Below are 18,647 nucleotides of genomic sequence, written 5' to 3'. Positions count from 1 at the left end.
CCACGACGACGGGACGACGTCGTTGCACTCAAGATCGGCATCCCATACGTTCCGTTTTGCTGTGGATTGTCGTCCACCCCGGGAGTCGCCGTGTCCGCACCGCCCGTACCCACCGCACCTTCCGCACGGCGCCTCCGTTCCACCGCCCGCGTGATGCTGGCGTTCCCCGAGCCGGAGAGCTGGCTGGACGTGGGCACAGGGGTCGCCGAATTCCCCGACGCGGCCCGGGAGTTCTTCCCCTACACGGCCTTCGACGGGGTGGACTCCCACCCCGGGATCGAGTGGGCCTGGCGGACCGAGCGCCTTGAGGAGGCCTACCTCGGCCACCTCGCGGACCCCCGGCTCACCGCACGCCTCCGGGCCCGCTACGACGTCGTCAGCATGCTCCACCATCTGCCGCACACCCCGGACCCCCGGGCGGAACTCCGCGCCGCCCTGGCCGTCCTCCGCCCCGGCGGCCACCTCCTCGTCGAGGGCACCCATCCGTACGGCGCGCTCACCCGCGACGACCTCCGCTCGGAGCTGGAGTCCCACGGCTGCACGATCGTCAGGACGGGCCGCCGTGCCGCGCACATCCCCCTCGACCTGTCCACCGCCCTGAGCCGGACCCTGCCCCGCGCCCTGCCCCCGTGGCTGTCCACCCCCCTGCTCTCCGCGACCCGGGCCCTGGACCACGCCCTCGCGCTGGCCCTCACCCCCACCCGCTTCTCCAAGACGTACCGCCTGATCGCCCGCAAGAACGCGCCCGCACCCGCCCTTCCCGCCGAACTCCCGGCCCAGGCACGCCCCACGCCACCGCCTCCGCCCCGGCCACCGGCCCCACCCACAGCGCCACCTCCACCACAGGCGCCACCCGCGCCCACGACGCCGCCCTCGCCGCCCTCGCCACAGGGCCAGGCTCAGCCCAAGGCGCCGGCCCCGGCCAAGAAGGCCACCTCGGCCAGGAAAGCCACCTCGGCCAAGAAGGCCGCCTCGCCCAAGCGACCCGCCTCGCCCAAGAAAGCAACCTCGGCCAAGAAAGCCACCTCGCCCAAGAGGCCCGCCCCGGCCAAGAAAACAGCCCCGCCCAAGACACCGGGCCCGCCCAAGACACCCCCCATGCCCCAGACACCGCCTCTCCCCCCAGCACCCCCCACCGCGCAAGCGCCCGAGGACGACTCAGCCCCGTAGGACCAGCGCCTGCCCCGCCGCCACCAGCAGTACCTGTTCGCACTCGGCCGCGAACGCCGTGTTCAGGCGCCCGAGTTCGTCCCGGTAGCGGCGCCCGGACGCGGTGGCCGGCACGATTCCCGAGCCGACCTCGTTCGACACGGCGACGACGGTCCGCCGGGTGGCTCGCACGGCCTCGGTCAACTCCCGGATCCGCGAGCGCAGTTCCCGCTCACCGCCGTCGGCCCACTCGGCGTCGTCCCAGGCGCCGACGGCGTCCATCGCGTCCGTCAGCCACAGGGACAGGCAGTCGATCAGGAGCGGTGCCCCGTCGTCCTTCAGCAACGGCACCAGGTCGCAGGTCTCGGCCGTACGCCAGGATCCCGGCCGCCGCTCCCGGTGCGCGGCGACCCGGGAGGCCCACTCGGTGTCCCCGCTGCGCGACCCGCCGGTCGCGACGTACAGCACGTCCGGGAACGCCTCCAGACGCCGCTCGGCCTCCACCGACTTCCCGGACCGCGCCCCGCCCAGCACCAGCGTCCGGCGCGGCACGTCCGGTACGTCCTCGTAGACGCCGACGACCAGCGTCGCCCCGTCGGGCACGGCCCGGGCCCCGGCCGCGGCCAGCCTGCGCCGCAGTTCGGGGCCCGGCGGCACGTCGTGGTCGAGATGGACGGCGACGACGTCCGTCGTGGGCCCGACCGCGCCCACCGCCCGCAGCCGCGCCAGGGCGTCCGGCCGCCCCACGACATCGGCGAGCACCATGTCGTACGGCTCCCCGTTCCCCTGCTCAAGACCGGCGGGCGCACCCCCCGGCGGCAGATACAGCAGCCGCTGCCCGTCCGGCCCGTGCACCGCGTACCCGGTCCCCGGCGCGTCCATCGCCACCGCCCGCACCCGATGCCCCGTCAGCAGCGCGAGCTCCCGCCCGTCCGGCACCCGCCCCGGCTGCGGCAGCCCGGCGGGCACCTCCACCGGCGGCCCGTCATGCGGATGCGACAGCAGCACCTGCCGCACACCCCCGAGCGAATGCCCGGCCCGCGCGGCGGCGAAGGCGGCCCCGGGGGTCAGATCGAGCAGCAGTGTCCCGTCGACGAGGACGGCGGTGGCCCCCCGCGCGTCCTGCCCGACGGTGGTCGCGCAGGCAGCACAGGGACAGCCGGGACGGGGGAGGCCGCGGGGAGCGCCGGTGCCGAGCAAAGTCAGTTCCACGCGGACAATTCTCGCCGGTCACTGTTGATCATGCGCGCGCAGAGCCGCCCCGCCGTCCCGGGGCCGAACGACTGCCGCGATCTTGTTCCGCCGGACCCAGCGGAACGCATAGGCTCAACCACGGAACGTGTCCGTATTAAGGAGGCCTGCATGGCGACATGGACGTGGCGATTCGAGAAGACGGACAACGCGGAGGTCCCGCCCGCGGTGGAGCCCGAGGAGTTCACCACTCAAGGGGACGCCGAGTCATGGCTCGGAGAGCACTGGAAGGCACTGCTCGCCGGAGGCGCGGACCAGGTGCGGCTGTTCGAGGACGCGACCGAGATCTACGGCCCGATGAGCCTGAAGTCCGCCGAAGAGGCGTGACGCGGACGGGCGAGGGCCGCGACGGCACCCTCGCCCACCTCCGGACCCGGTGAGACACACACCCGAACGGGCTCGGGGCGGCACACGACCGCGCTCAGGGGCGGCACACGGCCGCGCTCAGCCGCGCACCCCGCACAGATGCAGCAGCGCCGCCACCCCGCGATACGGATCCGTCCGCCCCGCCCGTTCCTCGACCGCCAGCAGGGCCTCCGCGTCGGCCGGCATCTCGGCCCCGTCCGGCGCCGTGTCCGTGAAGACCCGCACGCCGTACCAGGCCTGGAGGGGCGCCCCGATCCCCGCGAGCGTCGCGGTGAGGGTGCCCAGGCGGTCGGCGCGGACGTCGAGGCCCAGCCGGTTGCGGTAGGCGGTGGTGTCGAAGGCGGCCAGCGCCCCGGCCCAGTCACCGGACAGGCCCGGCCGCATCGCCAGCGCGTCGCCGTTGCGCACGAGCAGCGACAGCAGCCCGCCGGGCGCGAGCATCCGGGCCAGCCCCGCGAGCAGCGGATCCGGCTCCTCGACGTACATCAGTACGCCGTGGCACAACACGACGTCGAAGCTGCCGGGCAGGAAGTGCACCCCGGTGTCCCGGCCGTCGCCCTCGATGATCCGCATCCGCTCCCGGATGCCCTCGGGCTCCCCGGACAGCGTCTCGCGGGCCGCGGCGACCATCCTGGCGTCCTGTTCGAGACCGGTCACCTTGTGTCCGGCCCGGACCAGCCGCAGCGCCTGCGTGCCCTGGCCCATCCCCACGTCGAGCACCCTCAGCCGCTTCCCGACCGGGAACCGCCCGATTATCTGCTCGTCGAGCTGCCGGGCCACCAGCTCCTGTCGTACGACATCCCGCAGTGCGCCCAGCCTGCTCAGCCAGGCATCCGCCGCGTCCCCGGAGAAAGCCGTCGTGCTCAGGGCCGCTCTCCGCGCTTGACCTGCGGCTTCGGCAGCCGGAGGCGACGCATCTGGAGAGAGCGCATCAGGGCGTAGGCGACCGCGCCCTTCCGGCTCTGGTCCGGGAAGCGCTCGGCCAGCCGCTTCTTCAGCCGGAACCCGGTGAGGAACGAGTCGAGCACGATCAGCACGATCACGACCAGCCACAGCAACAGCGCCACGCTCTGGAGCGAGGCCACCTGCACCATGCTCAGCACGAGGATGACCACGGCCATCGGCAGGAAGAACTCCGCGACGTTGAACCGCGAGTCGACGAAGTCACGGGCGAACTTGCGCACCGGGCCCTTGTCCCGCACGGGCAGGTAGCGCTCGTCGCCGCCGGCCAGCGCCTGGCGCTGCCGCTCCATCTGCGCACGGCGCTCGTCGCGCTGGCGCTTGGCCGCCTCCTTGCGATTGCTCGGCGTGGTGGCGACGCTGCGGCGCTGGGACTGGGCCTCACTGCGCTTGGGCGTGGGCCGACCCTTGGGGGCCTGCGGGTCGCGGATCTGCTTGGAGTCGGTCAGCGGCGCCTTGTCGGCGACCGCGGCCTTCTCTTCCTTGGTGGCACGGCTACGGAACACAAAACCCAAGGGTACGTGGTGAGTGCGCATGGACCCCAGCCCGGTGGGGAACGATCCGGCAACACCAGTCGTCTGTAGAGGGACAACAGAGGACGACGGGGTGGCCGTCCGGAGGCCCGGTGCTCACCCTGAAGGTCACCTACTCCTTACGCCGGAGCAAGGCTTTGGTCAGTCGTCCTTGGGGAGGAGCGCATCCGTCCCCGAACAGTGCGTCAATGGATGCAGGGCCCGTACTGTGGGTTCTGTCGCAGAGCTGGAGCTGGACTCGGTCAGAAGGGGGCGCGCGAAGCCCATGAGCGGTGTCATGAAGCGTATGGGGATGATCTTCCGCGCGAAGGCGAACAAGGCCCTTGACCGGGCCGAGGACCCGCGCGAAACCCTCGATTACTCGTACCAGAAGCAGCTGGAGCTGCTTCAGAAGGTGCGCCGCGGGGTGGCCGACGTGGCCACGTCGCGCAAGCGCCTGGAACTCCAGCTGAACCAGCTGCAGTCCCAGTCGTCGAAGCTGGAGGACCAGGGCCGCAAGGCGCTCGCGCTGGGCCGCGAGGACCTGGCCCGCGAGGCGCTCTCCCGCCGCGCGGCGCTCCAGCAGCAGGTGACCGACCTGGAGACCCAGCACGCGACGCTCCAGGGCGAGGAGGAGAAGCTCACCCTGGCGGCCCAGCGGCTCCAGGCCAAGGTCGACGCCTTCCGCACCAAGAAGGAGACCATCAAGGCCACCTACACCGCGGCCCAGGCGCAGACCCGGATCGGCGAGGCCTTCTCCGGCATCTCCGAGGAGATGGGCGACGTCGGCCTGGCCATACAGCGTGCCGAGGACAAGACCGCCCAGCTCCAGGCCCGCGCCGGCGCCATCGACGAGCTCCTCGCCTCCGGCGCCCTGGACGACCAGTCCGGGATGCACAAGGACGACATCCAGGCCGAGCTGGACCGGCTCTCCGGTGGTACGGATGTAGAGCTGGAACTGCAACGCATGAAGGCGGAGCTCGCCGGTGGCGGCCCCGGGCAGCAGGCCATCGAAGGTGGCACGAGCCAGCAGCAGTCCCCGCAGCAGCCGCAGGACACCCCGCGCTTCGACAAGCAGTGAGCGGGTCCCACGCCTAGGAGGGCGTCATGATCGTACGGATCATGGGGGAGGGGCAGGTGAGGCTGGCCGACAGCCACCTCACCGAGCTGAACAAACTGGACGACGAGCTCCTGGCCGAAATGGAGAACGGCGACGGCCCCGGCTTCCGCCGCACCCTCCAGGCCCTGCTCACCAAAGTCCACGAACTGGGCGACCCCCTGCCCGACGACTCCCTGGAGCCGTCCGAACTCATCCTCCCGTCCCCGGACGCCACCTTGGACGAGGTACGGGAACTACTGAGCGACGACGGCTTGATCCCCGGGTGACATGTTCAGCCCGTCCGGCGTTCGAGGACGAGGCCCCTTAAGGGCCGATCGGGGGTCCAGGGGGCGGAGCCCCCTGGGGACGGCAACCGAAACCAACGGCCACGCTCCCGGAAACGTACAGCCACCCCCCGCTCCGCCCCCGGCAGGCCCCCGTACGGTTGGCAGATGTGAGCACCCTCGAACGCGCCCGGCGCCACATGAAGGCGCACCCCTTGGCGCTGGACGCGACCCTGGCGGCCGGCGTCCTCGCCTGCATGGTGGCCGGCTCGTTCGTCGACCCGCACGGCGAGCACGACGTCAGCTGGATCCTGCGCACCCCCGCCCCCCTCAGCCTCGTCCTCATCACCGTCGCCGCCGTCGCCCTGGTGTTCCGCCGCCGCGCCCCGATGACGGTCCTCGCCCTGACCGGCACCTTCTCCGTCGTCGAGCTCGTCACCGGCGACCCCCGCGCGCCGGTCGCCATGGCCGCCGTCATCGCCCTCTACACGGTCGCCTCCACCACCGACCGCCCCACCACCTGGCGGGTCGGTCTGCTCACCATGACCGTCCTGACCGGCGCCGCGATGCTCGTCGGCCCGCTGCCCTGGTACGCCCAGGAGAACCTCGGCATCTTCGCCTGGACCGGCATCGGCGCCACCGCCGGCGACGCCGTCCGCAGCCGCCGCGCCTTCGTCCAGGCCATCCGCGAGCGCGCCGAGAAGGCCGAACGCACCCGCGAGGAGGAGGCCCGCCGCCGGGTCGCCGAGGAACGCCTGCGCATCGCCCGCGACCTGCACGACGTCGTCGCCCACCACATCGCCCTGGTCAACGTCCAGGCGGGCGTGGCCGCGCACGTCATGGACAAGCGGCCCGACCAGGCCAAGGAGGCCCTGGCCCACGTACGGGAGGCCAGCCGCTCGGCGCTCAACGAACTGCGCGCCACCGTCGGCCTGCTCCGCCAGTCCGGCGACCCCGAGGCCCCCACCGAACCGGCACCGGGGCTCGACCGCCTCGACGAACTCGTCGGCACCTTCCGCAACGCCGGACTGCATGTCGAGGTGGCCCGCGCCGACCACGGCACCGCCCTGCCCGCGGCCGTCGGCCTGGCCGCCTACCGGGTGATCCAGGAGGCCCTCACCAATGTGCAGAAGCACGCCGGGATCGAGGCGAAGGCCGAGGTCAGCGTCGTACGCGTAGGACCGAACATCGAGATCACCGTCCTGGACGACGGCGCCGGCGAAGACGAGGACCCGCACGAAGGCGGCGGCCACGGACTGCTCGGCATGCGCGAGCGGGTCACCGCCCTGCGCGGCACCCTGACCACCGGTCCCCGCTACGGAGGCGGCTTCCGCGTCCATGCGATCCTGCCGGTCAAGACCCGTTCCCGTGCTGCGGAGGACCCCGCATGACCATCCGTGTCCTGCTCGCCGACGACCAGGCCCTGCTGCGCAGCGCCTTCCGGGTGCTCGTCGACTCCGAGCCCGACATGGAGGTGGTGGGGGAGGCGTCCGACGGCGCGGAGGCGGTGCGGCTGACCCGGGCGGAGCGCGCCGACGTCGTCCTGATGGACATCCGGATGCCCGGCATGGACGGCCTCGCCGCCACCCGCGTGATCAGCGAGGACCCCTCCCTGGCCCATGTCCGGATCGTCATCCTCACCACCTTCGAGGTCGACGACTACGTCGTGCAGTCGCTGCGCGCGGGTGCCTCCGGCTTCCTCGGCAAGGGCTCCGAACCCGAGGAACTCCTCAGCGCGATCCGGGTCGCGGCCGGCGGCGAGGCGCTGCTGTCGCCGACGGCCACCAAGGGCCTGATCGCCCGGTTCCTCGCGCAGAGCGACGCGGCCGACGACGAGCGCGACCCCGACCGCGCACAGCGCCTGGACGCGCTGACCGTGCGGGAGCGCGAGGTGCTGGTCCAGGTCGCGGGCGGGCACTCCAACGACGAGATCGCCGAGCGCCTGGAGGTCAGCCCGCTGACCGTGAAGACGCACGTCAACCGGGCCATGGCCAAGCTGCGCGCCCGGGACCGGGCCCAGCTGGTGGTGATCGCGTACGAGTCGGGGCTGGTCCGTCCAAGGGTGGAGTGAGCTCCACCCGGCCGTACTGCGCCCGGAGTATGCGCCGGATAAGGAACTGGACCTGGGGGCTAGGGAATCCCGTATGCCGATGGCACAGGGTGTAAGGGCCACTTCTGCCGCTCACAGAAGAGAGAACCCTTACTCATGTCCTGGCTGTCCAGATTCAGCCTCGCTCAACGGGCCCTGATAGGCCTGATGTCCATCATCGCGCTCGCCTTCGGGGCGATCGCGATCCCACAGCTGAAGCAGCAACTGCTGCCCACCATCGAACTCCCGGTCGTGTCCGTGGTCGCGCCCTACCAGGGCGCACCCCCGGACGTGGTCGAGAAGCAGGTCGTCGAGCCCATCGAGGACAACCTGGAGGCCGTCGACGGCATCTCGGGCGTCACCTCGACGGCCAGCGAGGGCAACGCCGTGATCATGGCGTCCTTCGACTACGGCAACGACACCCAGCAGCTCGTCTCCGACGTCCAGCAGGCCGTCAACCGGGCCCGCGTCCAGCTTCCGGACGACGTGGACCCGCAGGTGGTGGCCGGCTCGACGGACGACATCCCGACCGTCGTCCTCGCCGTCACCTCCGGCCAGGACCAGCAGGCGCTGGCCGACCGGCTCGACCGGACGGTCGTACCGGCGCTGAAGGACATCGACGGCGTCGGCCAGGTCACCGTCGACGGTGTGCGCGACCTCCAGGTCAGCGTCACCCCCGACGACGCGAAGCTCGCGAAGGCGGGCCTGACCACGCAGGACCTGAGCCAGTCGCTCCAGGCGGGCGGCGCCACCGTCCCGGCCGGCTCCTTCGACGAGGGCGGCGCCAACCGCACCGTCCAGGTCGGCGGCGGCTTCACCTCGCTGAAGCAGATCCAGGACCTGATGATCACCGGCCAGGGGGCCGCGGCCAGGAAGCCGGTGCGTCTCGCCGACATCGCCACCGTCGAACAGCAGCAGGCCCCCGCCGACTCCATCACCCGCACCGACGGCAGGCCGAGCCTCGCCGTCATGGTCACCATGGACCACGACGGCAGCGCGGTCGCCATCTCGGACGCGGTCGAGGACAAGCTGCCCGGCCTGCGGGAGGACCTCGGTTCCGGCGCGACGATCACCGTCGTCAGCGACCAGGGCCCGGCGGTCTCCAAGGCCATCGACGGCCTGACCACCGAGGGCGCCCTCGGTCTGCTCTTCGCGGTCCTCGTCATCCTGGTGTTCCTGGCGTCGATCCGCTCGACGCTGGTCACGGCGGTGTCGATCCCGCTCTCCGTCGTCCTCGCCCTCATCGTGCTGTGGACGCGCGACCTGTCCCTGAACATGCTGACGCTGGGCGCGCTGACCATCGCCATCGGCCGGGTCGTCGACGACTCGATCGTGGTCCTGGAGAACATCAAGCGGCACCTCGGCTACGGCGAGGAGCGCCAGGAGGCGATCCTCAGGGCGGTCCGCGAGGTGTCCGGCGCGGTGACGTCCTCGACGCTCACCACGGTCGCCGTCTTCCTGCCGATCGGCCTGGTCGGCGGCATGGTGGGCGAGCTGTTCGGCTCCTTCAGCCTGACCGTGACGGCCGCGCTGCTGGCGTCCCTGCTGGTCTCGCTGACGGTCGTACCGGTCCTGTCGTACTGGTTCCTGCGTCCCCCGAAGGGAACCCCCGAGGACGCCGAGGAGGCCCGCCGCCAGGCCGAGGAGAAGGAGGCAAAGAGCCGTCTTCAGCGCCTCTACGTCCCCGTCCTGCGGTTCGCGACGAGGCGCCGTCTGACGAGCCTGGCGCTCGCGGCCGTGATCCTCATCGGCACGTTCGGCATGGCGCCGCTGCTGAAGACGAACTTCTTCGACCAGGGCGAGCAGGAAGTCCTCACCGTCAAGCAGGAGTTGAAGCCCGGCGCCAGCCTGGCGGCGACCGACGCGCAGGCGAAGAAGGTCGAGAAGCTGCTCGGCGACACCAAGGGCGTCAAGGACTACCAGGTCACCATCGGCTCCTCCGGCTTCATGGCGGCCTTCGGCGGCGGCACGGACACCAACCAGGCGTCGTACCAGGTGATGCTGGACGACTCGGTGCCGTTCGAGGACGTGCAGAACAGCATCGAGGACAGTCTGCACGGGCTGTCCGGCATCGGCACGACCACCGTCGCCGCCGGTGACGGCTTCAGCAGCCAGGACCTCAGCGTCGTGGTGAAGGCCGCGGACGCGACGGTCCTGCGCGACGCCGCCGAGCAGGTCCGCAGGACGGTGGCCGGTCTGGACGACGTCACCGACGTCACCAGCGACCTCTCGCAGAGCGTGCCGCGCATCTCGGTCAAGGCCGACTCCCGGGCCGCGGCGGCCGGTTTCAACGACCAGACGCTCGGCGCGGCCGTCGCCCAGGCGGTCCGCGGCACGACGGCGGGCAAGGCGATCCTGGACGACACCGAGCGCGATGTCGTCATCACGTCGGCGAAGCCGGCCCGGACGCTCCAGGAGCTGCGGGACCTGTCCCTCGGCACGGTGAAGCTGGGCGACATCGCCACCGTGCGCCTGGAGAACGGCCCGGTCTCCATGACCCGGATCGACGGTCAGCGCGCGGCCACCATCACCGCCAAGCCGACCGGCGACAACACCGGCGCGGTGAGCGCGGACCTGACGTCGAAGCTCGACGCCCTGAAGCTGCCTGCGGGTGCCACGGCCGAGATCGGCGGGGTCTCCCAGGACCAGGACGACGCGTTCAAGAACCTGGGCCTGGCGATGCTCGCGGCGATCGCGATCGTCTTCATGCTGCTGGTCGCGACCTTCCGCTCGCTGGCCCAGCCGCTGATCCTGCTCGTCTCGATCCCGTTCGCGGCGACGGGCGCGATCGGCCTGCTGGTCGTCACCGACACCCCGATGGGCGTCCCCGCGATGATCGGCATGCTGATGCTGATCGGCATCGTGGTGACCAACGCGATCGTGCTGATCGACCTCATCAACCAGTACCGCAAGCAGGGATACGGCGTCGTGGAGGCCGTGGTCGAGGGCGGCCGGCACCGGCTGCGCCCGATCCTGATGACGGCCCTGGCGACGATCTTCGCCCTGCTCCCGATGGCGCTGGGCGTCACCGGCGAGGGCGGCTTCATCGCCCAGCCCCTCGCGGTCGTCGTGATCGGCGGTCTGATCACCTCGACCCTGCTCACCCTGCTCCTGGTCCCGACGCTGTACGCGATGCTGGAGCTCCGCAAGGAGCGCCGGGCGAAGAAGCGGGCGGACCGGCGGGCGAAGAAGGCCGGACAGCCCGGACAGTCGGCCGCGGACCCGTCCTCGCAGGAGCCGGAACCCGCCTCCGTGTGACCGATTCGGCCGGCCGGAGGCCGGGTACCGACCCTCAGGGTCCGGTACCCGGCCTCCGGCGCTTCGCCGTTACGTATCCTGTGGCCTCGAACGGCGTGACGGGGGAGGGGGATTCGGTCGGTGCCACTGCACAAGGACGACCCGAAGTCGGTCGGCGGGTACAAACTGCTCGACCGGCTCGGAGCCGGCGGTATGGGAGCGGTCTACCTCGGCAGATCGCGTTCGGGCCGCGAGGTCGCCGTCAAGGTGGTGCACGCCCAGTACGCGGAGGACCCTGTCTTCCGCACCCGCTTCCGGCAGGAGATCGAGGCCGTCCGCAAGGTCAGCGGCGCCTTCACCGCGCCCGTCGTGGACGCCGACCCGGAAGCGGCCCGGCCCTGGATGGCCACTCAGTACGTGTCCGGCCACTCCCTGGCCCGGCGCATCCGCGACCACGGCGCGCTCCGCGACGGCGAACTCCGGCAGCTGGCCCTGGGGCTGGTGGAGGCCCTGCGGGACATCCACCGGGCCGGGGTGGTGCACCGGGACCTGAAGCCGGCGAACGTCCTGATCGCCGAGGACGGCCCCCGCGTCATCGACTTCGGTATCTCCCGCGCCGCCGAGAACCACAACACCCTCACCGAGACCGGCCAGATGATCGGCACCCCGCCGTTCATGTCACCGGAGCAGCTCACCGACGCCCGCACGGTCGGCCCGGCCTCCGACGTCTTCTCCCTCGGCGCGCTGCTGGTGTACGCCGTGACGGCGCGTGGCCCCTTCGACGCCGACAGCCCCTATCTGACGGCCTACCGCGTGGTCCACGACGCTCCCGTCCTGGACGGCCTGGTCGAGCCGCTGCGCGGCATCCTGGCGCGCTGCCTGGCCAAGGAGGCCGCCGACCGTCCCGAACTGGACGATCTGGCACGGCAGTTCGCGAACGCCCTCCCGGAGGCGGACACGGGCGACTTCCCGACGGTGACCCTGCGCGGCGACTCGGTCCCGGCATCGCTCACCCGCCCCGGCACCCTGTCCGACCCGGTGCCGACGACCCGGTCCGGCCGCCGACGCCGTATCCGCCCCGTGCTGGCGGCGACCGGAACGGTGGGCGCGCTGGCCCTCGGGCTGACCGCCTACCTCCTGATCGGGCCGGGGCAGGCGGAGAGCGATGCCGGGGCACCCCCCGCGCCCGCCCCGACCTCCCGGTGGGCCGCCCTGCCCGAGGGCTGGAAGCCGTGGCGGACGACGATGTTCGAGCCGTCCCCCCTCGGCGCCGAGAAGGGGCTGGGGGGATCGGGCGGCGCGCTGGCGGGCAAGCCCGACTGCCAGGTGCACGAGGCGGCGGTCTACTGCGCGGGCGACGACATCCTTCCGGTACGGCTGGACGCACAGACCGGTGAGACCGTCTGGCGCGGCGAGACCGTACCGGCCGGCACCGAGAGCGGGACGTACTCCGCCAAGCTGCTCGGCGTCCAGGACGGGGCGGTGATCCTCGAGCAGTCCATCACCAGCGAGTCCGGGGAGAACGACCCGCTCTACGTGCTCGGTCTGGACGCCGAGACCGGCGAGCAGTTGTGGAAGGACCGCGCCGACCACGCGAACATCGAGTCCGCCCTGTCCGGCGGTCTGCTCATGACCTCCTCCGACGGCCTGACCGTGTCGGCCCGGTCACCGCGTACCGGCAAGGAGCGCTGGACCGCGAAGCTGCCCTCCGGCTACTACTGCGCCTTCCTGGGGAGCGGCGCCGGCGTGTACTCCCAGTGCACCCCGGCCGGCGTCCTGACCACGGGCGGCTACCGGCTCCTCGCCCTGGACCCGGCCGACGGCTCGGTACGGGACATGAAGACGCCGGACGAGAGCGGCATCCTCGGCGTCCTCGACGGGCGGGTGGCCATGATGCAGATGGCCACGGTGGACGAGCTGTCCGCCGAGGACGTGGGGTACGAACGGATCCTGCTGGCGGACCCGGACACCGGTGTCCTCACCTCGGTGAAGCTGGCGAAGCGCTACGAGGGGTACCCCACGTTGTCGGGCGGCACCGTGTGGTTCGTCTCGCGCAGCGGCCTGGTGACCGCCGTGTCCCCGCTGACCGGCAAGCAGCTGTGGCAGACCCAGACCAGCCTGGAACAACCGGGCGCGCCCACCTACGACACCCGGACCCGCACCCTGTACCTGGCCAGCATCAGCGGTCGCGTGGCGGCCCTCGACGGGCGCGGGGGCACTTCCTTGTGGGAGACGCTGCCGCGCACGAGCGTGTCGTCCTCCGGCGGACTGAGCGGTCCCGCCGTGCTGCTGAACGAGGGCGCGCTCGTCCTGGGCGCCCCCGACGGGACCGTCTTCTCCCTGGACCCCGCTCACCCCGAGGACAAACCCGTCCAGGGGTGAGCGGCGGACGGATCTACGGCAGCGCCAGCATCCGCTCCAGCGCCAGCTTCGCGAAGGCCTCGGTCTCCTTGTCGACCTCGATGCGGTTGACGAGCTTGCCCTCGGCCAGCGACTCCAGCGCCCACACCAGGTGGGGCAGGTCGATGCGGTTCATGGTCGAGCAGAAGCAGACCGTCTTGTCGAGGAAGACGATCTCCTTGCCCTCGGGAGCGAAACGGTTCGCCAGGCGGCGGACCAGGTTCAGCTCCGTGCCGATCGCCCACTTCGAACCGGCGGGCGCGGCCTCCAGGGCCTTGATGATGTACTCGGTCGAGCCGACCTGGTCCGCCGCCGCGACGACCTCGTGCTTGCACTCGGGGTGGACCAGGACGTTCACCCCGGGTATCCGGGCTCGGACGTCCTCCACCGACTCCAGCGAGAAGCGGCCGTGCACCGAGCAGTGCCCGCGCCACAGGATCATCTTCGCGTCGCGCAGCTGCTCGGCGGTCAGCCCGCCGTTCGGCTTGTGCGGGTTGTAGAGCACGCAGTCGTCCAGGGACAGGCCCATGTCCCGCACCGCGGTGTTGCGGCCGAGGTGCTGGTCGGGCAGGAACAGCACCTTCTCACCCTGCTCGAAGGCCCACTCAAGGGCCCGCTTCGCGTTCGAGGAGGTGCAGATGAGACCGCCGTGCTTGCCCGTGAACGCCTTGATGTCCGCGGAGGAGTTCATGTACGAGACGGGCACGACCTGTTCGGCCACGCCGGCCTCGGTCAGCACGTCCCAGCACTCGGCGACCTGCTCGGCCGTGGCCATGTCGGCCATGGAGCAGCCGGCCGCCAGGTCCGGCAGGACCACCTTCTGGTCGTCGGACGTCAGGATGTCCGCGGACTCGGCCATGAAGTGCACACCGCAGAACACGATGTACTCCGCCTCCGGGCGGGCGGCCGCGTCCCGGGCCAGCTTGAAGGAGTCTCCCGTGACGTCGGCGAACTGGATGACCTCGTCGCGCTGGTAGTGGTGGCCGAGCACGAACACCTTGTCGCCGAGCTTCTCCTTGGCCGCGCGGGCGCGCTCGACCAGGTCCGGGTCGGAGGGTGAGGGCAGGTCGCCGGGGCACTCGACGCCCCGCTCGCTCCTCGGGTCCGCCTCGCGGCCGAGCAGCAACAGGGCGAGCGGAGTCGGCTGTACGTCGAGCTCCGTGGGCTGCGCGGTGGTCACGGCACACACCCTTTCTACTTTTCGTCTAACTGACGTTATCTATCATAACCCGCTTCACGTCACTTTGACGACGGTCATAGCGTCGATGTGACGTGAATCCCTGAGGGCCCGTCGGCGGTCGCTGTTCGCTTCGCCGCGTGTGTGCGAGCATGAAGGAACAGGCGAAAAGACAAGTGCCGCCCGGAATGAATCCGCGGCCCCGACGGTTGCACACGTCGGCAAGCAGTCTCCGTACAACCCGGGAGAGATGTAGATGTCCGTATCGGACGAGACCAGCACCGTCACCGACGGCATCATCCTGTCCGACGCCGCCGCGGCGAAGGTCAAGGCCCTGCTCGACCAGGAAGGCCGTGACGACCTGGCCCTGCGTGTCGCCGTTCAGCCCGGTGGCTGCTCCGGCCTGCGCTACCAGCTCTTCTTCGACGAGCGTTCCCTCGACGGCGACGTCGTCAAGGACTTCGGCGGCGTCAAGGTCGTCACCGACCGCATGAGCGCCCCGTACCTGGGTGGCGCGTCCATCGACTTCGTCGACACCATCGAGAAGCAGGGCTTCACGATCGACAACCCGAACGCGACGGGCTCCTGCGCCTGCGGCGACTCCTTCAGCTGACCCCAGCGGTCGTCCGAGCGACGAGAAGGCGGCGGCCCCCTCCGACAGGGCCGCCGCCTTCGCGCATGTCCGGGTCCGCGATCAGCGCGCCCCGGACGTCTCGGGGAGCCGTGCCCCCGCCTTCTCCAGCGGGATCGCCTTGCCGTCGGAACCCACGACCTTCCGGTCGCCCAGCGGCTCCTCCAACTGCACGGTCCGGTGGTACTCCTTGGCGATCATGATGCAGACCTTGTCCCGCCACGGGGTCTCGGTCACCGTCACGGTCACCTCGTCCCCGCTCTCGCGCGCCGTGGCCTTGTAGTCGCCGCACACCCCGCCGTTGTAGGCGACGGTCAGCTCGGTGCCCTCGGCCGTGTAGCCGTCGACCGGGACATCCCTGGTGGCCGGCGCCGAGGTCGGCTCGTCACCCGGGTCGCCCGGCTGTGTGCTGGGCGGGCCCGAGGGCTCGCCGGACGGCGTCGGGGAGGCCAGGAACTTCGGGTCGATCGCCGGATGCGTGACCGTGAAGCTCTCCTGCGCCCCCGGCGCCCGCACCTCGAACAGCCAGGACGGGACCAGCGCCTGCCGCCCGTCCACCACCTGCGACGCCAGCCCGAACACGGCCTTGTCCACCGTGAGCGTCTCCCGCGGCACGGTCGCACCGGCCGAGGTGGACTCGCACGGCGCTTCCAGCCGGTCCTTCAGCGGTACGGGACTGGCGCACCCGCCGATCCCCATGTACCGGCCGGGCACCCGGGCCGCGTTCAGCGCCGCCAGCGTCTTCTCCGCGTCCAGCACGGGATACGTGTCGCTCTTCACCGGCGGCTTCAGCAGGCCGCTGCCGCTCACCACGTCGCCCTGCGCGTCGACCGACACACCGGTCGCCCAGCCGTACGTGGGCAGCCCGCCCACGATCGGATCGGCGTTCACCATCCGCCGGTCGCCCACGCTCTGGCTCGCGTCCGACTTCGCGTCGTCCTGACCCACCGCTTTGAGGACCGGCGCGGCCGCCTTCTTCGCGACCGCCTCGCTCACCGGAGTGCCGGACGGGTTCGCAGGGGTCTCCGGGCACACGGTGGTGCTCTTGCAATTGTCGGTGCCCGGCGCGTAGCGCTGGAACGTCCAGCTGCCCGGCGCCTGCTTGTTGACCCGCAGCAGCGGTCCCGAGCCGTCCCGCTCCCCGACCGTCCAGGACTGCCCCTGGGCCACCGGCTTCCCGGTCACCCCGAGCGCCTCGGCCAGCCCGGCCACCTCACCCTCGGTGACCTGGCCGCCCGTCCGGTACACCGGCGCCGAGCCGGGACCGTCCGGCAGCGTCCCGTCGGCGCGGTAGGTGGCGCCGTTCGGGTGGGGCTCACCGGGCGCGATGCCGTTCGTACCGTCGCCCCCGGAGTAGCCCTCCAGGGCCAGCGGCGGGGGAGTGCCGTCACCGGAGGCCCCCGACGTCCGCCCGCCCGCACCTCCGGAGCCGTCCGAGGCGGTCGTCGCGAAGTACGCCCCACCGCCGCCCACGAGCAGCACGGCGGCCGCGACGGAGACGGCGACGAGAGCGGGCCGCCGCCGCGAGGGCTCGGCGGTGCCGGGCGCGCCGGCGTCGGGGGCGGTCACGTCGGCGTCGGCGTCGGTCGCATCGGGGCCGGAGTCCGCCGGGTCTCCGGTCTCTTCGGACGCCTCGGGCTCGGCAGGGGTGGGCGCCTGCGGAGTGAGGGGCGCCTCGGCCTGAGTCTCTTCCTCGGTTTCGGCTTCCACCTCAGCCTCAGCCTCGGCTTCTGCCTCTGCCGTATCGGTCGCGCCAGTCTCGCCGGCCTCGGCGGCGGCCGGTTCGGGCGCCTCCGTCGTGCCCTCTTCCTGGGCTGCCTCCGCCGTGCCCTCTTCCCGGGTCGCCTCCGAGGCCGTCTCCGCGGCCTCCTCCGGCGTCCGGGTCTCTCCGGCCTTCTCCGCAGCAGGCCCGACGGCCCCGTCGGTGTCCCGCGGCGTACCGGCGTGCTCGGCGGCGCCGTCCTCCGGGGCCACGTCGTCGTTGTCGGGTCGCTCGGTGTTCACCGCATCGCTCCTTCGGCTGTGCGTCTGTCCCATGACCCTGACCCGACCCTGTCAAAGTGGCAGGCCGGTGGGTCGTATCGCGCATCCCCTTTACGGGGGACAGCGATGGGACGCAGCGGGGGAGCGCGCGGTTCCCGTAAGGCGCCGGGAAGGCGCGCCGCCTCAGTCCCCGTACTCCGACATGGACTCCAGCAGCCGGGCCGACCCCGGCGGCACCGTCACACCGTGGATGAGTGACGGGGAGACCGGAAGGGCAGTGATCCGCTCGGGAGCGGCCCAGTGGGGAGCCATCCGGGCACAGTCGCCGCGCAGCGAAGCCAGATCGCCCTCGGGGTCGGCCGGAGCGGGGGCGCGGAGCTCAAGGTTCGTCATAGCCGCACCGTAGGCACGGTCGAGCCCGCGAAGAAAGATCTACTATCGGGTAGTTTTCCCCACTTCAGCGCCTCGCAGAGCCCCGCACGGACCCGATAGCGTGAAGCGTCAACCCGTCTCCCTACAGGAGAGTCAACGCCGTGCGCATCGCAGTCACCGGCTCCATCGCCACCGACCACCTCATGACCTTCCCCGGCCGCTTCGCCGACCAGCTCGTCGCGGACCAACTGCACACGGTCTCGCTGTCCTTCCTGGTGGACAACCTCGACGTACGCCGTGGCGGCGTCGGGGCGAACATCGCCTTCGGTATGGGCCAGCTGGGCACCCGGCCGATCCTGGTCGGTGCCGCGGGCTTCGACTTCGACGAGTACCGGGCCTGGCTCGACCGGCACGGCGTCGACACCGCTTCGGTGCGCATCTCCGAGACGCTGCACACCGCGCGCTTCGTCTGCACCACGGACGCCGACCACAACCAGATCGGCTCCTTCTACACGGGTGCGATGAGCGAGGCCCGCCAGATCGAGCTGAAGACCGTCGCCGACCGCGTAGGGGGCCTCGACCTGGTCTCCATCGGCGCCGACGACCCGGAGGCGATGCTCCGCCACACCGAGGAGTGCCGCTCCCGCTCCATCCCCTTCGCCGCCGACTTCTCCCAGCAGATCGCCCGTATGAACGGCGACGAGATCCGGATCCTGCTGGACGGCGCGACGTACCTCTTCTCCAACGAGTACGAGAAGGGCCTCATCGAGTCCAAGACCGGCTGGTCCGACGCGGAGATCCTCGCGAAGGTGGGGCACCGCGTCACCACCCTCGGCGCGCAGGGCGTGCGCATCGAGCGGGTGGGCGAGGACCCGATCGAGGTCGGCTGCCCCGAGGAGGAGCGCAAGGCCGACCCCACGGGCGTCGGCGACGCCTTCCGGGCCGGGTTCATGTCCGGGCTCGCCTGGGGTGTCTCCCTGGAGCGCGCGGCCCAGGTCGGCTGCATGCTGGCGACCCTCGTCATCGAGACGGTCGGCACGCAGGAGTACCAGCTGCGCCGGGCGCATTTCATGGACCGCTTCACCAAGGCCTACGGGCATGAGGCGGCGGCGGAGGTCCAGGGCCACCTGGTCTGAC

The 18,647-nt window shown here is 71.6% G+C and carries 16 protein-coding genes; 10 read left to right on the top strand and 6 right to left on the bottom strand.

Going from position 1 to position 18,647, the window contains the following annotated elements; genetic code table 11:
* The first annotated feature begins 90 nt into the window (after nt 1-90).
* Nucleotides 91-1,170 (top strand): class I SAM-dependent methyltransferase, encoded by a 1,080-nt coding sequence (locus SLINC_RS50145; RefSeq protein WP_067431229.1) that lies wholly within the window; start codon nt 91-93, stop codon nt 1,168-1,170.
* Here SLINC_RS50145 and SLINC_RS13160 read toward each other — a convergent pair.
* Entirely contained in the window at nt 1,159-2,361 is a 1,203-nt protein-coding gene (locus SLINC_RS13160; RefSeq protein ID WP_067431226.1) for a bifunctional adenosylcobinamide kinase/adenosylcobinamide-phosphate guanylyltransferase, read from the bottom strand. The two genes, SLINC_RS50145 and SLINC_RS13160, sit on opposite strands and share 12 nt — an antisense overlap.
* A gap of 150 nt (nt 2,362-2,511) precedes the next feature.
* On the opposite strand from SLINC_RS13160, the gene SLINC_RS13155 reads away from it, so the two are divergent.
* Nucleotides 2,512-2,727 (top strand): hypothetical protein, encoded by a 216-nt coding sequence (locus tag SLINC_RS13155; protein WP_067431223.1) that lies wholly within the window; start codon nt 2,512-2,514, stop codon nt 2,725-2,727.
* 117 nt (nt 2,728-2,844) lie between these two features.
* Here the strand turns inward: SLINC_RS13155 and SLINC_RS13150 are convergent, their stop codons facing one another.
* A complete protein-coding gene (locus SLINC_RS13150) occupies nt 2,845-3,546 on the bottom strand; it encodes a class I SAM-dependent methyltransferase (protein ID WP_067431220.1) in 702 nt (233 codons plus the stop codon).
* An 83-nt stretch (nt 3,547-3,629) separates the two neighbouring features.
* Complete coding sequence (locus SLINC_RS13145) at nt 3,630-4,262, bottom strand: DUF3043 domain-containing protein (RefSeq protein ID WP_107406593.1); 633 nt, start codon at nt 4,260-4,262, stop codon at nt 3,630-3,632.
* A 289-nt stretch (nt 4,263-4,551) separates the two neighbouring features.
* Here SLINC_RS13145 and SLINC_RS13140 point away from each other — a divergent pair, with 289 nt between their 5' ends.
* From SLINC_RS13140 to SLINC_RS13115, 6 genes are all read left to right on the top strand, one after another.
* Nucleotides 4,552-5,319: a PspA/IM30 family protein gene (locus tag SLINC_RS13140; protein ID WP_067445282.1), complete on the top strand. Its 768-nt coding sequence runs from the start codon at nt 4,552-4,554 to the stop codon at nt 5,317-5,319.
* Nucleotides 5,320-5,345: 26 nt separating this feature from the next.
* The gene (pspAA, locus tag SLINC_RS13135) at nt 5,346-5,624 is read left to right on the top strand and encodes a PspA-associated protein PspAA (RefSeq protein ID WP_067431214.1); all 279 of its coding nucleotides are present in this window, start codon (nt 5,346-5,348) and stop codon (nt 5,622-5,624) included.
* A gap of 167 nt (nt 5,625-5,791) precedes the next feature.
* Nucleotides 5,792-7,012, top strand: a complete 1,221-nt coding sequence (locus tag SLINC_RS13130) for a sensor histidine kinase (protein ID WP_067431211.1) — start codon at nt 5,792-5,794, stop codon at nt 7,010-7,012.
* Nucleotides 7,009-7,692, top strand: coding sequence for a response regulator (locus SLINC_RS13125; RefSeq protein ID WP_067431208.1), 684 nt, complete (start codon nt 7,009-7,011; stop codon nt 7,690-7,692). The genes SLINC_RS13130 and SLINC_RS13125 overlap by 4 nt, the downstream gene beginning before the upstream one ends.
* A 135-nt stretch (nt 7,693-7,827) precedes the next feature.
* Entirely contained in the window at nt 7,828-10,968 is a 3,141-nt protein-coding gene (locus tag SLINC_RS13120) for an efflux RND transporter permease subunit (RefSeq protein WP_067431205.1), read from the top strand.
* 120 nt (nt 10,969-11,088) lie between these two features.
* Complete coding sequence (locus SLINC_RS13115; RefSeq protein WP_067431202.1) at nt 11,089-13,329, top strand: protein kinase domain-containing protein; 2,241 nt, start codon at nt 11,089-11,091, stop codon at nt 13,327-13,329.
* Nucleotides 13,330-13,342: 13 nt separating this feature from the next.
* On the opposite strand, the gene nadA is transcribed toward SLINC_RS13115, so the two are convergent.
* Entirely contained in the window at nt 13,343-14,527 is a 1,185-nt protein-coding gene (gene nadA, locus SLINC_RS13110) for a quinolinate synthase NadA (protein WP_067431199.1), read from the bottom strand.
* Nucleotides 14,528-14,780: 253 nt separating this feature from the next.
* Between nadA and SLINC_RS13105 the strand changes: the two genes are divergently transcribed.
* Complete coding sequence (locus SLINC_RS13105) at nt 14,781-15,137, top strand: iron-sulfur cluster assembly accessory protein (protein ID WP_030582488.1); 357 nt, start codon at nt 14,781-14,783, stop codon at nt 15,135-15,137.
* Nucleotides 15,138-15,218: 81 nt separating this feature from the next.
* Here SLINC_RS13105 and SLINC_RS13100 read toward each other — a convergent pair whose 3' ends face one another.
* Both SLINC_RS13100 and SLINC_RS13095 read right to left on the bottom strand, forming a co-directional pair.
* The gene (locus SLINC_RS13100) at nt 15,219-17,159 is read right to left on the bottom strand and encodes a hypothetical protein (RefSeq protein WP_067431196.1); all 1,941 of its coding nucleotides are present in this window, start codon (nt 17,157-17,159) and stop codon (nt 15,219-15,221) included.
* A 162-nt stretch (nt 17,160-17,321) separates the two neighbouring features.
* Nucleotides 17,322-17,531, bottom strand: a complete 210-nt coding sequence (locus SLINC_RS13095; RefSeq protein ID WP_067431193.1) for a hypothetical protein — start codon at nt 17,529-17,531, stop codon at nt 17,322-17,324.
* A 140-nt stretch (nt 17,532-17,671) separates the two neighbouring features.
* On the opposite strand from SLINC_RS13095, the gene SLINC_RS13090 reads away from it, so the two are divergent.
* The gene (locus SLINC_RS13090; RefSeq protein ID WP_067431190.1) at nt 17,672-18,646 is read left to right on the top strand and encodes a carbohydrate kinase family protein; all 975 of its coding nucleotides are present in this window, start codon (nt 17,672-17,674) and stop codon (nt 18,644-18,646) included.
* The last annotated feature ends 1 nt before the right edge of the window (nt 18,647 follow it).

Source organism: Streptomyces lincolnensis, from assembly GCF_001685355.1.
Lineage (GTDB): Bacteria > Actinomycetota > Actinomycetes > Streptomycetales > Streptomycetaceae > Streptomyces > Streptomyces lincolnensis.
This window is presented reverse-complemented; position numbering and strand designations above follow the sequence as displayed.